At 51.0% G+C, this 15249-nt stretch carries 12 protein-coding genes and 2 pseudogenes; 5 read left to right on the forward strand and 9 right to left on the reverse strand.

Features of this window, described 5'->3' with window-relative positions; translation table 11 throughout:
* Nucleotides 1-9: 9 nt before the first annotated feature.
* From phnC to OGV71_RS20920, 3 genes are all read right to left on the reverse strand, one after another.
* Nucleotides 10-798 carry a phosphonate ABC transporter ATP-binding protein gene (gene phnC, locus OGV71_RS20910; RefSeq protein ID WP_071696967.1) on the reverse strand — a complete coding sequence of 263 codons (789 nt, stop codon included), beginning with the start codon at nucleotides 796-798 and terminating at the stop codon, nucleotides 10-12.
* Between the two features lie 132 nt (nucleotides 799-930).
* On the reverse strand, nucleotides 931-1380 hold the full coding sequence (yjdN, locus tag OGV71_RS20915; RefSeq protein ID WP_003031832.1) for a VOC family metalloprotein YjdN: 450 nt from the start codon (nucleotides 1378-1380) through the stop codon (nucleotides 931-933).
* 139 nt (nucleotides 1381-1519) lie between these two features.
* On the reverse strand, nucleotides 1520-1855 hold the full coding sequence (locus tag OGV71_RS20920) for a zinc ribbon domain-containing protein YjdM (RefSeq protein WP_003031835.1): 336 nt from the start codon (nucleotides 1853-1855) through the stop codon (nucleotides 1520-1522).
* Between the two features lie 539 nt (nucleotides 1856-2394).
* Between OGV71_RS20920 and crfC the strand changes: the two genes are divergently transcribed.
* Both crfC and OGV71_RS20930 read left to right on the forward strand, forming a co-directional pair.
* Nucleotides 2395-4752 (forward strand): clamp-binding protein CrfC, encoded by a 2358-nt coding sequence (gene crfC / locus OGV71_RS20925; protein ID WP_047389621.1) that lies wholly within the window; start codon nucleotides 2395-2397, stop codon nucleotides 4750-4752.
* Nucleotides 4749-5642 (forward strand): diguanylate cyclase regulator RdcB family protein, encoded by an 894-nt coding sequence (locus OGV71_RS20930; RefSeq protein WP_046671381.1) that lies wholly within the window; start codon nucleotides 4749-4751, stop codon nucleotides 5640-5642. Before crfC ends, OGV71_RS20930 begins: the two co-directional genes overlap by 4 nt.
* Before the next feature lie 30 nt (nucleotides 5643-5672).
* On the opposite strand, the gene kdgT is transcribed toward OGV71_RS20930, so the two are convergent.
* The gene (kdgT, locus tag OGV71_RS20935; RefSeq protein WP_003031841.1) at nucleotides 5673-6671 is read right to left on the reverse strand and encodes a 2-keto-3-deoxygluconate transporter; all 999 of its coding nucleotides are present in this window, start codon (nucleotides 6669-6671) and stop codon (nucleotides 5673-5675) included.
* Between the two features lie 700 nt (nucleotides 6672-7371).
* Between kdgT and proP the strand changes: the two genes are divergently transcribed.
* Nucleotides 7372-8874: a glycine betaine/L-proline transporter ProP gene (gene proP / locus OGV71_RS20940; protein ID WP_003031844.1), complete on the forward strand. Its 1503-nt coding sequence runs from the start codon at nucleotides 7372-7374 to the stop codon at nucleotides 8872-8874.
* A gap of 157 nt (nucleotides 8875-9031) precedes the next feature.
* Nucleotides 9032-9121, forward strand: a complete 90-nt coding sequence (gene pmrR, locus OGV71_RS20945) for an LpxT activity modulator PmrR (protein WP_008321468.1) — start codon at nucleotides 9032-9034, stop codon at nucleotides 9119-9121.
* On the opposite strand, the gene pmrB is transcribed toward pmrR, so the two are convergent.
* The 5 genes and pseudogenes from pmrB to OGV71_RS20970 form a co-directional block, all read right to left on the reverse strand.
* Nucleotides 9115-10197: a two-component system sensor histidine kinase PmrB gene (pmrB, locus tag OGV71_RS20950; protein WP_204584235.1), complete on the reverse strand. Its 1083-nt coding sequence runs from the start codon at nucleotides 10195-10197 to the stop codon at nucleotides 9115-9117. The two genes, pmrR and pmrB, sit on opposite strands and share 7 nt — an antisense overlap.
* Entirely contained in the window at nucleotides 10198-10866 is a 669-nt protein-coding gene (pmrA, locus tag OGV71_RS20955; protein WP_003031849.1) for a two-component system response regulator PmrA, read from the reverse strand.
* Between the two features lie 4 nt (nucleotides 10867-10870).
* Nucleotides 10871-12508 (reverse strand): phosphoethanolamine transferase EptA, encoded by a 1638-nt coding sequence (eptA, locus tag OGV71_RS20960; protein ID WP_003031851.1) that lies wholly within the window; start codon nucleotides 12506-12508, stop codon nucleotides 10871-10873.
* 146 nt (nucleotides 12509-12654) lie between these two features.
* Entirely contained in the window at nucleotides 12655-13992 is a 1338-nt protein-coding gene (gene adiC, locus OGV71_RS20965) for an arginine/agmatine antiporter (RefSeq protein ID WP_003031853.1), read from the reverse strand.
* Between the two features lie 127 nt (nucleotides 13993-14119).
* Nucleotides 14120-14863: pseudogene (locus OGV71_RS20970) on the reverse strand (AraC family transcriptional regulator); the annotation flags it as partial.
* Nucleotides 14864-14920: 57 nt separating this feature from the next.
* Between OGV71_RS20970 and OGV71_RS20975 the strand changes: the two are divergent.
* Nucleotides 14921-15249, forward strand: a pseudogene (locus OGV71_RS20975) (IS1-like element IS1B family transposase); the annotation flags it as partial.

Consider the following 15249-nt stretch of genomic DNA (forward strand, 5'->3'; position numbering starts at 1 on the left):
GTGGGGATGTCAGGCAGCCTGCGCGTTCTGTTCGACGCGGTTCATGCTGCGGTAAAGATGGTCAAAACGATCGTTATCAAAATGCTGGCTGCTGCCATCAAAGAAGACGTGGCCCTGGCGCAGCGCGACGATGCGTTCGCAGTAGCGCAGGGCGTAATCCACCTGATGCAGCGTGACGACCACGGTGATTCCGTCGGTCTGGTTGATGTCGCGTAGGGTGTCCATCACGATGCGTGCGGATTCCGGGTCCAGTGAAGCAATCGGCTCATCGGCAAGGATCACTTTGGCCTGCTGCATCAGCGCGCGGGCGATTGCGACGCGCTGCTGTTGTCCGCCCGAAAGCGTGGAAACACGCTGGTATGCAAAGTGCGCCATGCCAACGCGGGTTAACGCTTGTAATGCGCGCTGTTTCTGCTCAGCGGTAAACCAGCTAAAACAGGTGCGCCAGAACGGCGTGCTGCCGAGCGCGCCAATCAGGACGTTCTCCAGCACTGTCAGGCGGTTCACCAGATTGAACTGCTGGAAGATGTAGCCGGTGTGGGCGCGGCTTTTGCGGATATCGCGCGCCAGGCGGCCTTCATGTTGAACGGTGCGGCCCAGCAGCTCGACGCGGCTACCGGGTGATTTATCACCGATGATCAAACCGCTTAAATGACGTAAAAGGGTGGATTTGCCGGAGCCGGACGGCCCAAGCAGAGCCACCATCTCACCGGAACAGATATTCAGATCAACCGCATTGAGCGCCTGATGTTGATTGAAGGACTTGGAGAGTTTTTCGACGCGAATAATCGTTTGCATGCTGCGGCCTCCCTAAAAAAGTGGCCCCATCGTGGCGGATTAATGTGACGTTTTCGTTAAGGGATAGTTACTCGATGATGAAGAGTTGAGCGCTATTTGATGACAGTACGGGAGGGCTGGCCTCCCGTTGGATTACTCTGTAGGGGGTTGCTGTTGTTTGACGACGTTGATCATCCACGGCACGCCATACTGGTCGCTCACTTTACCGAAACCGTGGGCCCAGAAGGTTTCCTGCCAGTCCATTTCGATTTTTCCGTTTGCTGCCAGGTTATCAAACCAGCGTTTGCCTTCATCGACGTTTTGCGTGTCGAGCACCAGCGTAAAGCCAGAGTAGTGAGCATTTCCGTCCGGGGCGCTATCGCTCATCATGATGTCGCTGCCCGCAACGCGCAGGTTGGCGTGGGCGATGGCGGTGTCGGGGAATTTCATGCCTGAAGGGCAACCATCTTCACTATCCTGCGCCGATTTGGGCATTTCACCGAAGTTGATTTTGTAGAGCAGTTCAGCGCCTAACGTTTTTTGATAGTAGGCGATAGCGTCAGCGCAGTTGCCTGCAAAGGAGATATAGGGACTTAACGGCATAATCTTTACCTCAGGTAAAAGAAACCAGTTAAGTGTAGTTATCGTCTGCATAAATAAACCAGGCGGGAAGTATGAGCTTCCCGCCTGGCAGATGAGCTGGTGTAGACCTGATGAGCGTAGTGCCATCAGGCAATTTGCATCAGTTCTTTTTCACAAACTCAGATTTTAGCTTCATTGGGCCAAAGCCATCGATTTTGCAATCGATGTTGTGGTCACCTTCAACCAGGCGAATGTTTTTCACTTTGGTACCGATCTTCAGCATGGAAGAGCTACCTTTTACCTTCAGGTCTTTCACGACGGTAACGCTGTCGCCGTCGGCCAGCAGGTTGCCGTTGGCATCTTTAACGATCAGTTCGTCGCTGTCCTGTGCCGGTTCAGCATCGTTCCATTCGTGCGCGCATTCCGGGCAGATGAACATGCCGTTATCTTCGTAAGTGTATTCGGAGTTGCATTGTGGGCAGTGTGGTAATGACATGTGGATTTCCTCAAAAGTCAGCAGGGGCAAATGCGCCCAAAAAATGGCAGATTGCCGAAAAAGGCCGCAATTATACATAAAATCCCTGCTTTTGTCGGGACTACTGCGTGATTACGCAAATGATCTGCTGTAAAGACCCTTTGCTTTTACCTCAATGAAAGTATGGGGTAATATTTTTTAAGGGAAATTGCTACGTCAGGTTATTTAAGATAAGGTGAGGCGAAATATCTGATATTCATAGGTAACATCGCCTGGGGATGTCTAAGTCATTGTGATTGAATATCTCAAACCCCCTTAATTTTAGTAGGGGGATTAAGCTGGCATTTTTTAAAACTGAACTACGCTGTTTATCTTTCTTACTTATTACATAAGTGAGAGGTTTCAGGCCAGCGGTTGTACGCCAAACTTATTTTAATAATATCAATTGGTTGTTTTAATTTTAATTATTTCCACACGTAATTATAAAAGCCAAAAAATCTATAAATAAAACGATTGGGCTAAATAAAAGCAATGCTATTTGCGTTAAGGAAAGATTTTCCATGCACACACAGACAATATATGAATTAAGTCAGGAAGCGGAACGCTTGCTGATGCTCTCGCTTGAACATCTCAGGCAATTGCAAAAATTGCCCATGACGTCGTTGGATGATGTCGCGCTAAAACAAGGAGAGCATAGCAGTCAGGTTGTTCAGCCCCTGCATTTCAGCGCGCGTGGCATGGATGTCCAGCAAGCAACGCTCAATAATGAGTTGCGCAAGATTACGCGTCTGGAAATGGTGCTGGCGATTGTTGGCACGATGAAAGCGGGAAAATCGACGACGATTAACGCGATTGTAGGGACAGAAGTTTTACCTAATCGTAATCGCCCCATGACGGCGTTACCAACGCTAATTCGTCATACGCCGGGGCAGAAAGAGCCGGTCCTGCATTTTTCACATGTCGCGCCGATTGATGCCTTAATGAAGGTTTTACAGCAGCGTGTGCGCGAGTGCGATCGCCTGCGTCTTACGCAGACCCTGGAAATTGACAAGGATATGAATGTCCTGCTGCAGCATATTGAAAACGGCGTGGCATTTGAACGGTATTATCTTGGCGCACAGCCTATTTTCCATTGCCTTAAAAGCCTGAACGACCTGGTGCGCCTGTCAAAAGCATTGGATGTTGATTTTCCTTTTGCTGCCTATGCCGCAATTGAGCATATTCCGGTTATTGAGGTTGAGTTTGTCCATTTGGCCGGACAAGCAAGCTACCCAGGGCAATTAACGTTGCTGGATACGCCGGGGCCGAACGAGGCGGGACAACCGCACTTACAAAAAATGCTTAATGAACAGCTGGTACGGGCCTCTGCGGTGCTGGCGGTGTTGGATTACACCCAATTGAAATCGATTTCTGATGAGGAAGTGCGTCAGGCGATTATGGCGGTTGGCAAGTCAGTACCGCTGTATGCGCTGGTGAACAAGTTCGATCAGAAAGACCGCAACAGTGACGATGAAGAGCAGGTGCGGGCGTTGATTTCTGGCACGTTGATGCAAGGTGGCATTGCCCCTGAGAGAATCTATCCGGTTTCCTCAATGTGGGGCTATCTGGCAAACAGGGCGCGTCATGAGCTGACGGCCCGTGGGCGACTGCCGGATCATCAGGTGCAACGTTGGGTGCAGGATTTTGCCGAAGCGGCGCTTGGCAGACGCTGGCGTACCACCGATCTTGAAGATACGGAGCATATCCGTCATGCCGCCGACCTGTTGTGGGAAGACTCGCTGTTTGAACAGCCTATCCAGAAAGTGATTCACGCCGCTTACGCCAATGCATCGCTGTATGCGCTACGCTCAGCGTCACATAAGTTATTGAACTATGCGCAAAGCGTGCACGAATATCTGGAGTTTCGTGCTCACGGGTTAACGGTCGCCTATGACAAACTGCGGCTGAACATCACGCATATTGAAGAGGATATGCAGCAGTTAGAAGTGAGCCAGGGGAGGGTGAGCGATGAAGTCAGCCATGAAGTAGAACTGGCGCTGGAGGCTGCTGCAGCCTATCTCAGAGAGCAACAAACCGAGATTCTTTGCGGTATCAACACCTTCTTTATCAAAGAAAACGTCCTGATGATGTCACAACATAGCCTGGGAGCTGGCGTCTCCTCGGCAGAAATGGCCGGAGAAATGCTGGTGCTGCACGATGAAGGCCAGGCGAAAATTGTGTTAGATAAAATTCGCTCGTCCTGTGAGGGGGTATTGCTGGCGGCGCAGGAAAGCATCAGCCGTGACTTAGCCCTGCGTTTTGAACAGCTTGAGTCGACGCTCTCCCGGGCGCTAAATGACGCGATGCGGCCAATTGAGCAAAGGGTGAAAGAGGAGCTAAACCACGCCGGTTTTCGTGCGCGGATCCGTTTTCCAGCGTTCCATACAGCGATGTTTAATTTCAATACCCGCCAATTGTTTAACGAAGCCATTGAACAGGATATCCCGGTGGAAAATCCACCGTCTACTGGTGGTGCGGTGCGTGACACTTTCTCTCGTTGGCTAAATCAACCCAACTGGGGATGGAATGATTACGTCGAAACAAAAACGCGTTATCTCATTGATATGGGCGCTTTGCATAAGAACCTTGTGCAGTATGTCTCCCAGTTTTGCCAACAAATTCGTAAAGCTTTAGTTGCTCAGGTCGATATTTCCGTTACGGCAGGCATGGCCACGTTTTTTGCAGATTTTTCACTGTGTCTGGCGCAATTGCAGGCGAGTCTGAGTGAGAGTCTGACGCTACGCCAACAAAATGAATCCGCGGTGAATGCAATGAATGAGCAATTGCAGCAGCGCATTACGATTGCGGCATGGCTTTATGAAGATTCCCGTTTGCTGCGTGACGATATCAATACCCTTTTTGCAACCGAGCACACATGACTAACGTTTTACTGGAAGGCCCCGGGAGGACGCTGGAGTGTGTCTACCCGAAGTTTATGGTCGATCTGGTTCAGGGAGATGAAACCAAACGTTCCGGCGGTTTTCTGCAACAGCAGCAGCGGCTGCGCGCGCGTCTGACGCAGGAGGTGTTATCCCAGACACAACTGCGGGCGTGGGTGATGGCGGGAGTGTCCAGCGAGCATCTGGTGATGCGCCTTAAGCTGGTAGAAAAGTTGGCGGGCATGATCGACCCAGGTCATCTGGCGCTGGTGCGTATTGCCGAAGGGCTGAGGTTTTTACAACAAACCGAACACCCGCGTGGGCTTTCAACCCCCGGTCTTTTACAACAAATAAATTCACTGACTGACTGGTTTACCCAACGCGCTGCGTATAAAGAGAAGGCGCTGACCCAGCGTGGCCTGACGGTTCAGGCGGGCGAACACAGCGAACAAATTTTTACCCGCTGGCGGGCTGGCGCATATGACGGTTGGTCGTTACCTGGACGCTGTTTTGTTGCGCTGGAGGAGTTGCGCTGGGGAGCCTTCGGTGACGCCTGCCGGTTAGCGAATGCCGATGTGGTGTTAATGCTAAAAGACAACCTGCGAACCATGGCCGCTCAGGCGTTGGCGGACAGCGTGAATGCAGCGCCTGCTACGCGTCATTACTATCATCATTGGCTCAGCACGCCAGTTGTCGGCGGATCGGGCGAGCATAACGATATGCTGAGCTGGTTAGGCGACTGGTGCGATGCGCAGCGTCATCCGGTGAGCTGGTCGGTGACGCAGCGGTGGCAAAATGTGGCGTTAGGAATGCCGCGATTGTGTTCGGCGAAACGACTGGCTGATGCGATGGTTGAGGAGATTTTTGCATCGTCCCCACTCATCAATTGAGCAGGGACGGTCAGTGGGGCTAAGACAGAGTTAGTGGTGCAGAGAGTCTGCCGGGGTGGACACCGTCTCGTTGGCGACCAGGTTTTTATTAAAACGTTTGGCGTACAGCGCGGTGATAATCGGCACCAGAATGGCGGTGACAATTACGCTGGCGGCAACCAGCGCCGTAGCGGATGCGGCAACCGGTTCGAACGCCGGGTTAATCTGGGCGATAATCACCGGGTTTGCCACCGCAGCGCCTGCTGCTGAAGAGGCTGCCACGCCTGCCGTACCGTTCCCGCCACCAATAACACGGTCTGCAATAATCAGCGGGATACCGGTGATGACGATAACCGCGACACCCAGCAAGATACCCAGCAGACCGGTATCAACGATTACGCTCAGGTTAATGGTGTTACCCAACGCGAAGCCGAAGAACGGGATCAGCACCGGAGTGGCTTTGCTGAAGAAAGAACGCAGGTCATGATCCAGGTTGCCTAACGTAAAGCCAATCAGGAACGGTAATACCGCGCCGATGAAATGGTGTGGCTCGAAGGAGGCCAGACCCGCGGAGCCGAGGATCACCATGGTCATTAACGGGCCGGATTCCAGAGACATCAACACAAATGCGCCAGACTCTTCTTTGGTGCCGTACTGGTTCATCAGGCTGGCGTACAAACCACCGTTGGTCATGTCCATGGCGGAGACAATTGCCAAAACTGAGAGGCCTGCAAAGAACCCGGTTTGAATACCGGTATCAGGAATGAATGAAGCCGCAATCATTGCCACTACCCACGCCACGGCTATTTTGGTTATTACCAGCGTACCGGACTTGCGTAATACCGTGCCGGTTGCCCGTAAATCAATAGATGCGCCGATACAAAAAAACCACACTGCCAGAATCGGTACCGTTCCGCTGATCATTCCTTTGGTAAACGAACCGAAATACGCACCGGTATCCGGAGCTAACGTATTTAACACTGCGCCTAATAACAGAGGAATCAACATCATTCCACCGGGGATGCGTTCAATCGTGGCTTTAATTTTCATAAACGTCCTCATGTCTTGTCGCCGCTAATACTAGCGCAAGAGGGTAAAAATTAATAAATTCAAATGGTTACTGGTTTCTCTTAACAAAGAAAATCGCTATCTCTTTGTTTTATAAAATCTAACGCGGCATACGTTGAGCGTGTTGCTGCTCCCAGGGATATTGCGTCTGGAATTAGTTTGCATTCATGGGAACATTGATTCAATCAAAATAAAACGATGTTTTAGTTATCTTCATCACATATTCCGAGCAAAAGTTCTCGGTCGCTCTGATTATTAAAAAAGCTGTGATCTTTTTGTGAAGGGATTAGGTGTTTTTTTTTGCTAGCAGAATAATAATGACCGCTGTGATTGTTGGTGCAATAAAGCGATTTATTCTTGTATTTAATTGTCAGTAAATCGCAAGCGTTACATGTAAAAAAGATGACTAAGAATGACCTAATTTACGCATGTTGACGAAATGAAAAACTATATGTGAAGTTGATCACAAATTTAAACACTGTTAGGGTAAAGAGGTCATTAACCGCCCAATCAGGCGTCAACAGGTTCGGTTGTACTGTGTGTTTCTCGTCAGTGTAAGTAAACCTGCTACGCTTGTTACAGGGAATGCGCCTGTGCGTTCCCCGCTCGGTGATGACCTTGACGCATGGGCGTTGGGGGATTCGAACTGGAGCGTGACAGGGCTAAGTCTATGAGGACGAGTATGCTAAAAAGGAAAAAAATAAAACCGATAACGCTGCGCGACGTTACCATCATTGATGACGGTAAATTGCGAAAAGCCATTACCGCAGCGTCGTTAGGTAATGCGATGGAATGGTTCGATTTTGGTGTTTATGGATTTGTTGCTTACGCATTAGGTAAAGTGTTCTTCCCGGGGGCTGACCCCAGCGTGCAGATGGTTGCTGCACTCGCCACCTTCTCTGTTCCCTTTCTGATTCGACCGCTTGGCGGATTGTTCTTCGGTATGCTCGGCGATAAATACGGTCGTCAGAAGATACTGGCTATCACCATTGTGATTATGTCGATAAGTACCTTCTGTATCGGTCTTATTCCCTCGTATGCCTCGATTGGTATCTGGGCGCCGATTCTGCTGCTGCTGTGTAAGATGGCACAGGGATTCTCGGTCGGCGGAGAGTACACCGGGGCGTCGATTTTTGTCGCGGAATATTCGCCGGACCGTAAGCGTGGATTTATGGGCAGTTGGCTGGACTTCGGCTCGATTGCCGGGTTTGTGCTGGGTGCGGGCGTGGTGGTTCTGATTTCAACCGTCGTCGGCGAGGAAAATTTCCTTGACTGGGGCTGGCGTATTCCGTTCTTCCTGGCGCTACCGTTAGGGTTGATTGGTCTGTACCTGCGTCATGCGCTGGAAGAGACGCCGGCGTTCCAGCAGCACGTGGATAAACTGGAGCAGGGCGATCGTCAGGGTCTACAGGAAGGTCCGAAGGTTTCGTTTAAAGAGATTGCGACTAAGCACTGGCGCAGCTTGTTGGCATGTGTTGGTTTGGTGATTGCTACCAACGTCACCTACTACATGCTGCTCACCTATATGCCGAGCTACCTGTCGCATAACCTGCATTACTCCGAAGACCACGGTGTGTTGATTATTATCGCCATCATGATTGGTATGCTGTTTGTGCAGCCGATTATGGGGTTGCTCAGCGACCGCTTCGGGCGCCGTCCGTTTGTGATCATGGGCAGTATTGCGCTGTTTGTGCTGGCGATTCCGGCATTTATCCTGATTAACAGTAATGTTATCGGTCTGATTTTCGCCGGGTTGCTGATGTTGGCGGTGATCCTCAACTGCTTTACCGGGGTGATGGCGTCAACGTTACCGGCGATGTTCCCGACGCATATTCGCTACAGTGCACTGGCCGCCGCGTTTAATATCTCGGTATTGATTGCTGGTCTGACTCCGACATTGGCCGCATGGCTGGTGGAAAGCTCGCAGAATCTGATGATGCCTGCTTATTATCTGATGGTGATTGCGGTGATTGGTTTAATTACCGGCGTGACCATGAAAGAGACCGCCAATCAGCCGCTGAAAGGGGCCACGCCTGCCGCTTCGGATATTCAGGAAGCGAAAGAGATCCTCGGCGAACACTACGATAACATTGAACAGAAAATCGAAGATATCGATCAGGAAATTGCTGAGCTACAGGTTAAGCGCACGCGTCTGGTGCAGCAGCATCCGCGTATTGATGAGTAATCGTGTCATTGCCTGATGGCACGCAGCTTTTAGGCCTACGGGTAGCATTGTACTTTGTAGGCCGGATAAGGCGTCAGCCGCCATCCGGCGCGTGGCCTTAAGGTTGGCTTAATATCCTTCAGGCAAACTCTCCTCCATAGTTTCGGAGGAGAGTGTCATGAAAACCCGTATTTATGAAAGTTTGACCACCGTGTGCAGTTTGCTGATCGTCAGCAGCTTTTTGTATGTATGGGTGAGCTCTTACTGAATTTTCGCCAATTCCACCCATGCGCGAGTGCCGTTGGTTCCCTGGCGATTTTGCAAATAGAAATGCCCTTGATGTAACTGGGTGATGCGACTGACAATGCTCAGCCCCAGTCCAATTCCGCCAAAGCGGCTGTCCATACGCACAAACGCTTTACTCAACTCCCCGCATTTACTTTCATCAATGCCCGGCCCTTCATCTTCAACGGCAAGGACGGCATCCTGCTCTGTGTTCAGGCTAATCGTAATATGGGTGCCTTCCGGGCTGTAACGATGTGCGTTTTCCACCAGATTTCGTAGTAGCATCCGCAACAGCGTAACATCACCAGGCACGACAACGTCCGCCGCGCTTTGTGGCAGGAGCAGCGTCTGTTTACGTTGGTCCAGCATGGTGCTGAGTTCATCGTAGGAGGGCAGAATAACATCCTCCAGCAGCTTGACATGCTGGTAGCTCCCGGCCGAAAACGACTGTCCGACGCGGGCGAGTTGCAGCAGTTGCGATACGCTGTCCATCATTTGATCCAGGCGGGCAATTAGCGGCGAAACGTCGACCTTATGGGTTTTGGATAATAATTCCAGATGCAGGCGCACGCCTGACAGCGGTGTGCGCAGTTCGTGAGCGACATCGGCGGTAAATAAGCGTTCGTTTTCAATCGTGCTGGTTAACCGCGTTACCAGGTCGTTGAGCGCGGAGACAACCGCCTGGATCTCAATGGTTGAGCTGTGAATTTCAATCGGGGTCAGGTTATCGGCTGCCCGCGCTTCCAGCTCTTTTTGCAGATCTGCCAGCGGGCGAGTAATACGTCGCACTGCCTGGTAGCAAATCAGCAGTGCCAGGCTGACCATAAAGATGCCGGGGACGATCAGACTGGCGATGGCCTCGCGGATCTCATGCATAATGTGGCGATCGTTGTTGCGATTTTCGCGCAATGCCTGTTCGAATAACTGTATTTGCTCGGTACTTTCATGCCACAACCAGAAGGTGCTAATCAGCTGAAAGACCAGCAGAATAAGACCAATCGTCAGCATCAGGCGATGACGAAGCGGGAGCGGTTGTTTTAGATATTGCAGCAGCTTCACTTAGCTTTCCTCAGTGGCAACCAGCATATAGCCAAATCCCCTGACCGTGCGGATGCGAGATTTTCCGACTTTGTCGCGCAGGTTGTGAATGTGCACTTCCAGCGTATTGGTCGACGGTTCGTTATCCCAGCTGTAGATGTCGTTATACAAAATTTCCCGGTGTACCGGGCTGCCCGCTTTGAGCATCAGGCGCGACAGGAGTGCGTATTCTTTCGGCGTTAAGATAACCTCTTGCCCGTCCATCCACACCTGGCGACGACCGATATTCAGCGTCAGATTGCTGACAATGAGTTCACTTTCACCCTGATTGTTGTGACGACGCAGCAGTGCCCGGATGCGGGCGTGCAGTTCTTCCAGTGCGAACGGTTTGACCAGGTAGTCATCTGCCCCCACGTCCAGCCCACTGACCCGGTCCTTCACCGTATCGCGGGCGGTGAGGATAAGTACCGGCACGGTGTATTTTTTCTGTCTGATTCTGTTCAGAAAGTGCAGGCCGTCTTCATCCGGTAAGCCCAGGTCGAGGACCACCAGACTGTAATGTCCGCTCTCCAGACACTGCTCCGCTGCACGGGCCGTGGATACGCCGTCGCAGGCGTAGCCTTCTGTTTGCGCGGCGAGTATTAGTCCCTGTAATAACAACGTATCGTCTTCAACAATCAGGATTTTCATTCGTTTAGCCTCCCCGGCAGGGTTGCAGAATATCATCCGCCGCCTGATATTTCTGTGTTTGTACGCCCGTTAATCCCAGCAAGGTCGAGAAGAGATTATCCTGTGAGAAATCTTCTGAGCTTGCCCGTTTTTGCAAACATGTCTGAGAGACCTGATAGCGTTGCTGATAATCCTCGGAGAGCCACAGCAGCATCGGCACATGTTTTTGCGTATCAGGTGCAATCGAATACGGCAGGCCGTGCAAATAGACGCCATTTTCCCCTAAGGATTCGCCGTGATCGGAAAGATAGACCAGGCTGGTAGTGAAATTATCCTGGTGCTCTTTCAGTATATTGATTGCTTTATCAACAATATAGTCAACGTAAAGAATAGTGTTGTCGTAAGTATTGACCAACTGTTGTTGTGAACAGGTCTGGATTTCGTTGGTATCGCAGGTTGGCGTAAATTTCTTAAACTGCGCAGGATAGCGGTTGTAATAGGTCGGACCGTGGCTGCCGATGGTATGCAACACAATCACGCCGTCGCCTTTCAGGTTATTAATGTACTCTTCCAGCCCGTGGAACAGGACTTCATCGTAGCATTCACCATCAATACACTGTCCCGGCAGGTTCAGCTTAGTCATATTCTGGTGTGGAACCCTGTCACAAGCCCCTTTGCAGCCGCCGTCGTTATCGTTCCACAGAACGTTAATTCCCGCCCGTTGAATAATGTCGAGCACGCCTTCCTGATGCTGCGCTAGTTCTTCGTCGTAGTGCGCGCGTGGCATATCCGAGAACATGCAGGGTACTGATACTGCCGTTGCCGTTCCGCAGGACGTGGTGCGGGGGAAATAGACCACATTATCTTTTTCCAGCAGCGGGTTGGTCTGGCGCGAATAGCCTGACAGCGAGAAGTTATCGCCACGTGAAGTCTCGCCGAGAACCACAATCGTCAGGTTCTTACGCTTTTCTTTCACCATCAACGGATTGCGGTGTGCGTCTTCGCCAATGCGTACCAGCGGCAGGTGGGCCAGCCTCTGGTGTGAATACCAGGATGACGTCGCCACAATGCTGTTGGATGGACTGAGGGATTTCACCAGTTCTTTGTTGTTGCGAAACAGTGAAGCGTAATCTTTATAGAAGAACGCAGCGACCAGCACGATCAGCAGTGCGGAGATCAGAATGTTCGCGCCACGAAACAGTATGCTGCGCATGACAGACGTGATCGGTTTGATTTTTACCCAGCAAGCAATAAGTGCGGCCAGAATGCCGCTCACCCCGAGCGTGATGAGCAGTTGTGGTGTCAGCAAAGCAAAGGTTTCGGCGGGGGTGGTGTCCATCATATTGGCGATCATTGAGCGGTCGATGATGATGCCGTAGGTCATGATGAAATATTGGGCCGATGCGCCAACCAGAATGAAAATGCACGCCACTAGGCGATTAAGCCACAGGAATGAGGCCAGTGTCAGCACAATGTTCATGACGCTGAACGCGACCACCGGCATTGATAAAAACACCAGCACGTTACGCACAGAGTCCAGAGGCAGGTCTTGCAGCACTTGTTTATAGAACGCAATGTTCAGGAAGGTCGCAAGATAAAATGAGATCAGCAGAAGCCAGCTGATTAGCCCGAGAGTGGGCCTTTTAAACAAGAGCTTTAACATTAAGGGGGTTCCATCGACTATGTGGTGCAAATCCTCTCAAAGTAAAATTAAGCCAACCTTAAGTTCTTAATGTTGATGTTTCGAAGAGCGGTGGGAGAACGTTGGCCCGATGAACTTACGCCATCGGGCCACGACGATTGTTGGTGTTAGTTATTGTTTACCGGGGCATCCAGTGGATACGGGTTTTTATGGATCCGGTTGTAGTTCAGTGCGTACAGAGCGGTGATGATCATCAACGTGACGAACGACCACATCACTTCTTTGGCTCCGGAACCGACAACCGCCCAGATGCAGTAGACAAAGGCGATAAAGGTCACCAGTAAGTACATCGGGCGTGCTTTACCAAAGTGACCATGGCCGAGCAGCAGCAGCGCGGCACAGGTATACAGATACGGCACCAGGGTGAAGATAACGGAGACCGAAGAGACCAGACCAAACTCTTTCGCTGCGTTCGGCGACATGCTGCTGAACTGGAAGATGGTCATCAGAATGCCGACGATAATTAACCCTGCCACTGGCGTACCGGCTTTGTTCACGCGGGCAAAAATCGGTGGGAACAGGCCGTCATCGGCTGCGGCTTTGGCGGTTTGCCCGGCAAGCAGCGTCCAGCCGCCCAGAGAACCAAGACACCCGGCCGCAGCACAGAAGGAGACAATTGCCCCTGCGGTGTCACCCAGCGCCATGCGTGCGGCATCACCGAACGGAGAGGCTGAAACACGTAGCGCCGCGTTAGGGATCATACCCATGATCGCGGTGGTGGAGAGCACGTAGCAAACAGCGGCAATCAGCACGCCGCCCATGGTGGCGATAGGTACGTTACGTTTGGGGTTTTTAACCACGCCAGCCGCGACGGAGGCGCTTTCTACCCCGATAAATGACCACAAGGTAACATTCAGAGTGCTTTGAATCGCGCCGAAGGTGTTCATGCCGCTGACGTTCCAGGCCGCCATATAGGTTTCACCGCGGAACCAGAACCAGCCGAAGACGGCAATCCCGACAATTGGTACCAGTGCCAGTACCGTTGCGACGGCCTGCACGCGGGTGATCATTTTCGGTCCGACAATGTTCAGTAATACGAAGATCCACAGCACTACGACACAGGTCAGCGTCAGGACCAGCGGATCTTTTAAGATGGGGAAGAAGTAGCTTAGGTAACCGACGCCAATGACCACCATGGCGATGTTACCAATCCAGCAGGCCAGCCAGTACAGCACGTTGGTCTGGTAGCCCAAAAAAGGACCGAAGCAGCGGCGGGCGTAAGCATAAGAACCACCGGGACTGGAGTCTAAGGACGACATTTTGGCGTACACCATCGACAGTGCCAGAGCACCGATAATCGTGACCAACCATCCGTAGATTGCAATCCCGCCAGTTGACGCAAGGTTTGCGGGTAGCAGGAATACACCGGAACCCATAATATTCCCCGACACCATAAGGGTGACGGGGATTAAGCCCACTTTGTGAGCATCAGCATCCGTCGACATATTTTCTAACTCCTGATAAGGATAAATGACGCCTTATCATACCTCGTCCAAAGTCTGTTTAATGATGACGGAGCTGGGGTATCGCTAATGCTGATATTATTATGGCTTATCGCTAACTGATTAAAAATCAGGCGGCGGATGGCTCCCTATGTTGACTAACATAATGAAGAGGCGTCATCCCATAGAACTCTTTGAATACGGAGATAAAGTATGAGGTACTGTTATATCCACATAGTTGAGAGACCTGGGAAATGTTTTTGCCGTCCATCAGTAATTGATTGACGGCATATCGCATGCGACAGGTGGTAATTATTTGGCTGTAACTTGTATTTTCACTTTTGAGCTTTTTCTTTAACAAACTGGGACTCAGGCATAAGCAACTGGCAACCATGCTTAAATTCCAGTCTTTATGTATATCGCTCTCAATAATGTGATAAACGCTGTCGCTGATACAGTTGCGCAGCATATACATGAGCAAAGAGATAAACTTTTTGCTGTCGAGAAAGCGTGATAACACCGTGAACAGTAGCGAGCGCGTACGCTCTCTTTCAGCTTCGTTCACTGTGTCCATTACGCTATGTTGGGCAGCCACCCTGAAGACATCCGGCGTCAGACACGCTGAGGTCATTACTGGGCTGGCACTGCGTTGCCAGAGTGGGATCTGTGAAAGGTCTTTATTTAAAAAGCGCAGATAGTCTTTAATGATATCGCGGCTAATATGTACGACCAATGCGTTATTAAGTGATGAAAAATCGATAATATTATTATCGCATGCCACCAGTGCCATATGATTAGCTTTTAAACTGATGGCTTCTTTACCGTTAATCCTTAACCAAACATCCTTCTCCGTTAATACAACAACACAAGCTTCTTGGTGATGCTGCCAACTTACTGATTTAGTGTATGATGGTGTTTTTGAGGTGCTCCAGTGGCTTCTGTTTCTATCAGCTGTCCCTCCTGTTCAGCTACTGACGGGGTGGTGCGTAACGGCAAAAGCACTGCCGGACATCAGCGCTATCTCTGCTCTCACTGCCGTAAAACATGGCAACTGCAGTTCACTTACACCGCTTCTCAACCCGGTACGCACCAGAAAATCATTGATATGGCCATGAATGGCGTTGGATGCCGGGCAACCGCCCGCATTATGGGCGTTGGCCTCAACACGATTTTCCGCCATTTAAAAAACTCAGGCCGCAGTCGGTAACCTCGCGCATACAGCCGGGCAGTGACGTCATCGTCTGCGCGGAAATGGACGAA

This window comes from Citrobacter sp. Cf088 (assembly GCF_030334295.1).
Classification (GTDB): Bacteria; Pseudomonadota; Gammaproteobacteria; order Enterobacterales; family Enterobacteriaceae; genus Citrobacter; species Citrobacter freundii.

What these genes read in the sequence shown, in the direction of transcription:
- OGV71_RS20930 (WP_046671381.1), top strand. Translation starts at nt 4,749, where the DNA reads ATGACTAACGTTTTACTGGAAGGCCCCGGGAGGACGCTGGAGTGTGTC.
- eptA (WP_003031851.1), bottom strand. Translation starts at nt 12,508, where the DNA reads ATGTTAAAGCTCTTGTTTAAAAGGCCCACTCTCGGGCTAATCAGCTGG.
- crfC (WP_047389621.1), top strand. Translation starts at nt 2,395, where the DNA reads ATGCACACACAGACAATATATGAATTAAGTCAGGAAGCGGAACGCTTG.
- proP (WP_003031844.1), top strand. Translation starts at nt 7,372, where the DNA reads ATGCTAAAAAGGAAAAAAATAAAACCGATAACGCTGCGCGACGTTACC.
- phnC (WP_071696967.1), bottom strand. Translation starts at nt 798, where the DNA reads ATGCAAACGATTATTCGCGTCGAAAAACTCTCCAAGTCCTTCAATCAA.
- pmrR (WP_008321468.1), top strand. Translation starts at nt 9,032, where the DNA reads ATGAAAACCCGTATTTATGAAAGTTTGACCACCGTGTGCAGTTTGCTG.
- yjdN (WP_003031832.1), bottom strand. Translation starts at nt 1,380, where the DNA reads ATGCCGTTAAGTCCCTATATCTCCTTTGCAGGCAACTGCGCTGACGCT.
- pmrA (WP_003031849.1), bottom strand. Translation starts at nt 10,866, where the DNA reads ATGAAAATCCTGATTGTTGAAGACGATACGTTGTTATTACAGGGACTA.
- kdgT (WP_003031841.1), bottom strand. Translation starts at nt 6,671, where the DNA reads ATGAAAATTAAAGCCACGATTGAACGCATCCCCGGTGGAATGATGTTG.
- OGV71_RS20920 (WP_003031835.1), bottom strand. Translation starts at nt 1,855, where the DNA reads ATGTCATTACCACACTGCCCACAATGCAACTCCGAATACACTTACGAA.
- adiC (WP_003031853.1), bottom strand. Translation starts at nt 13,992, where the DNA reads ATGTCGACGGATGCTGATGCTCACAAAGTGGGCTTAATCCCCGTCACC.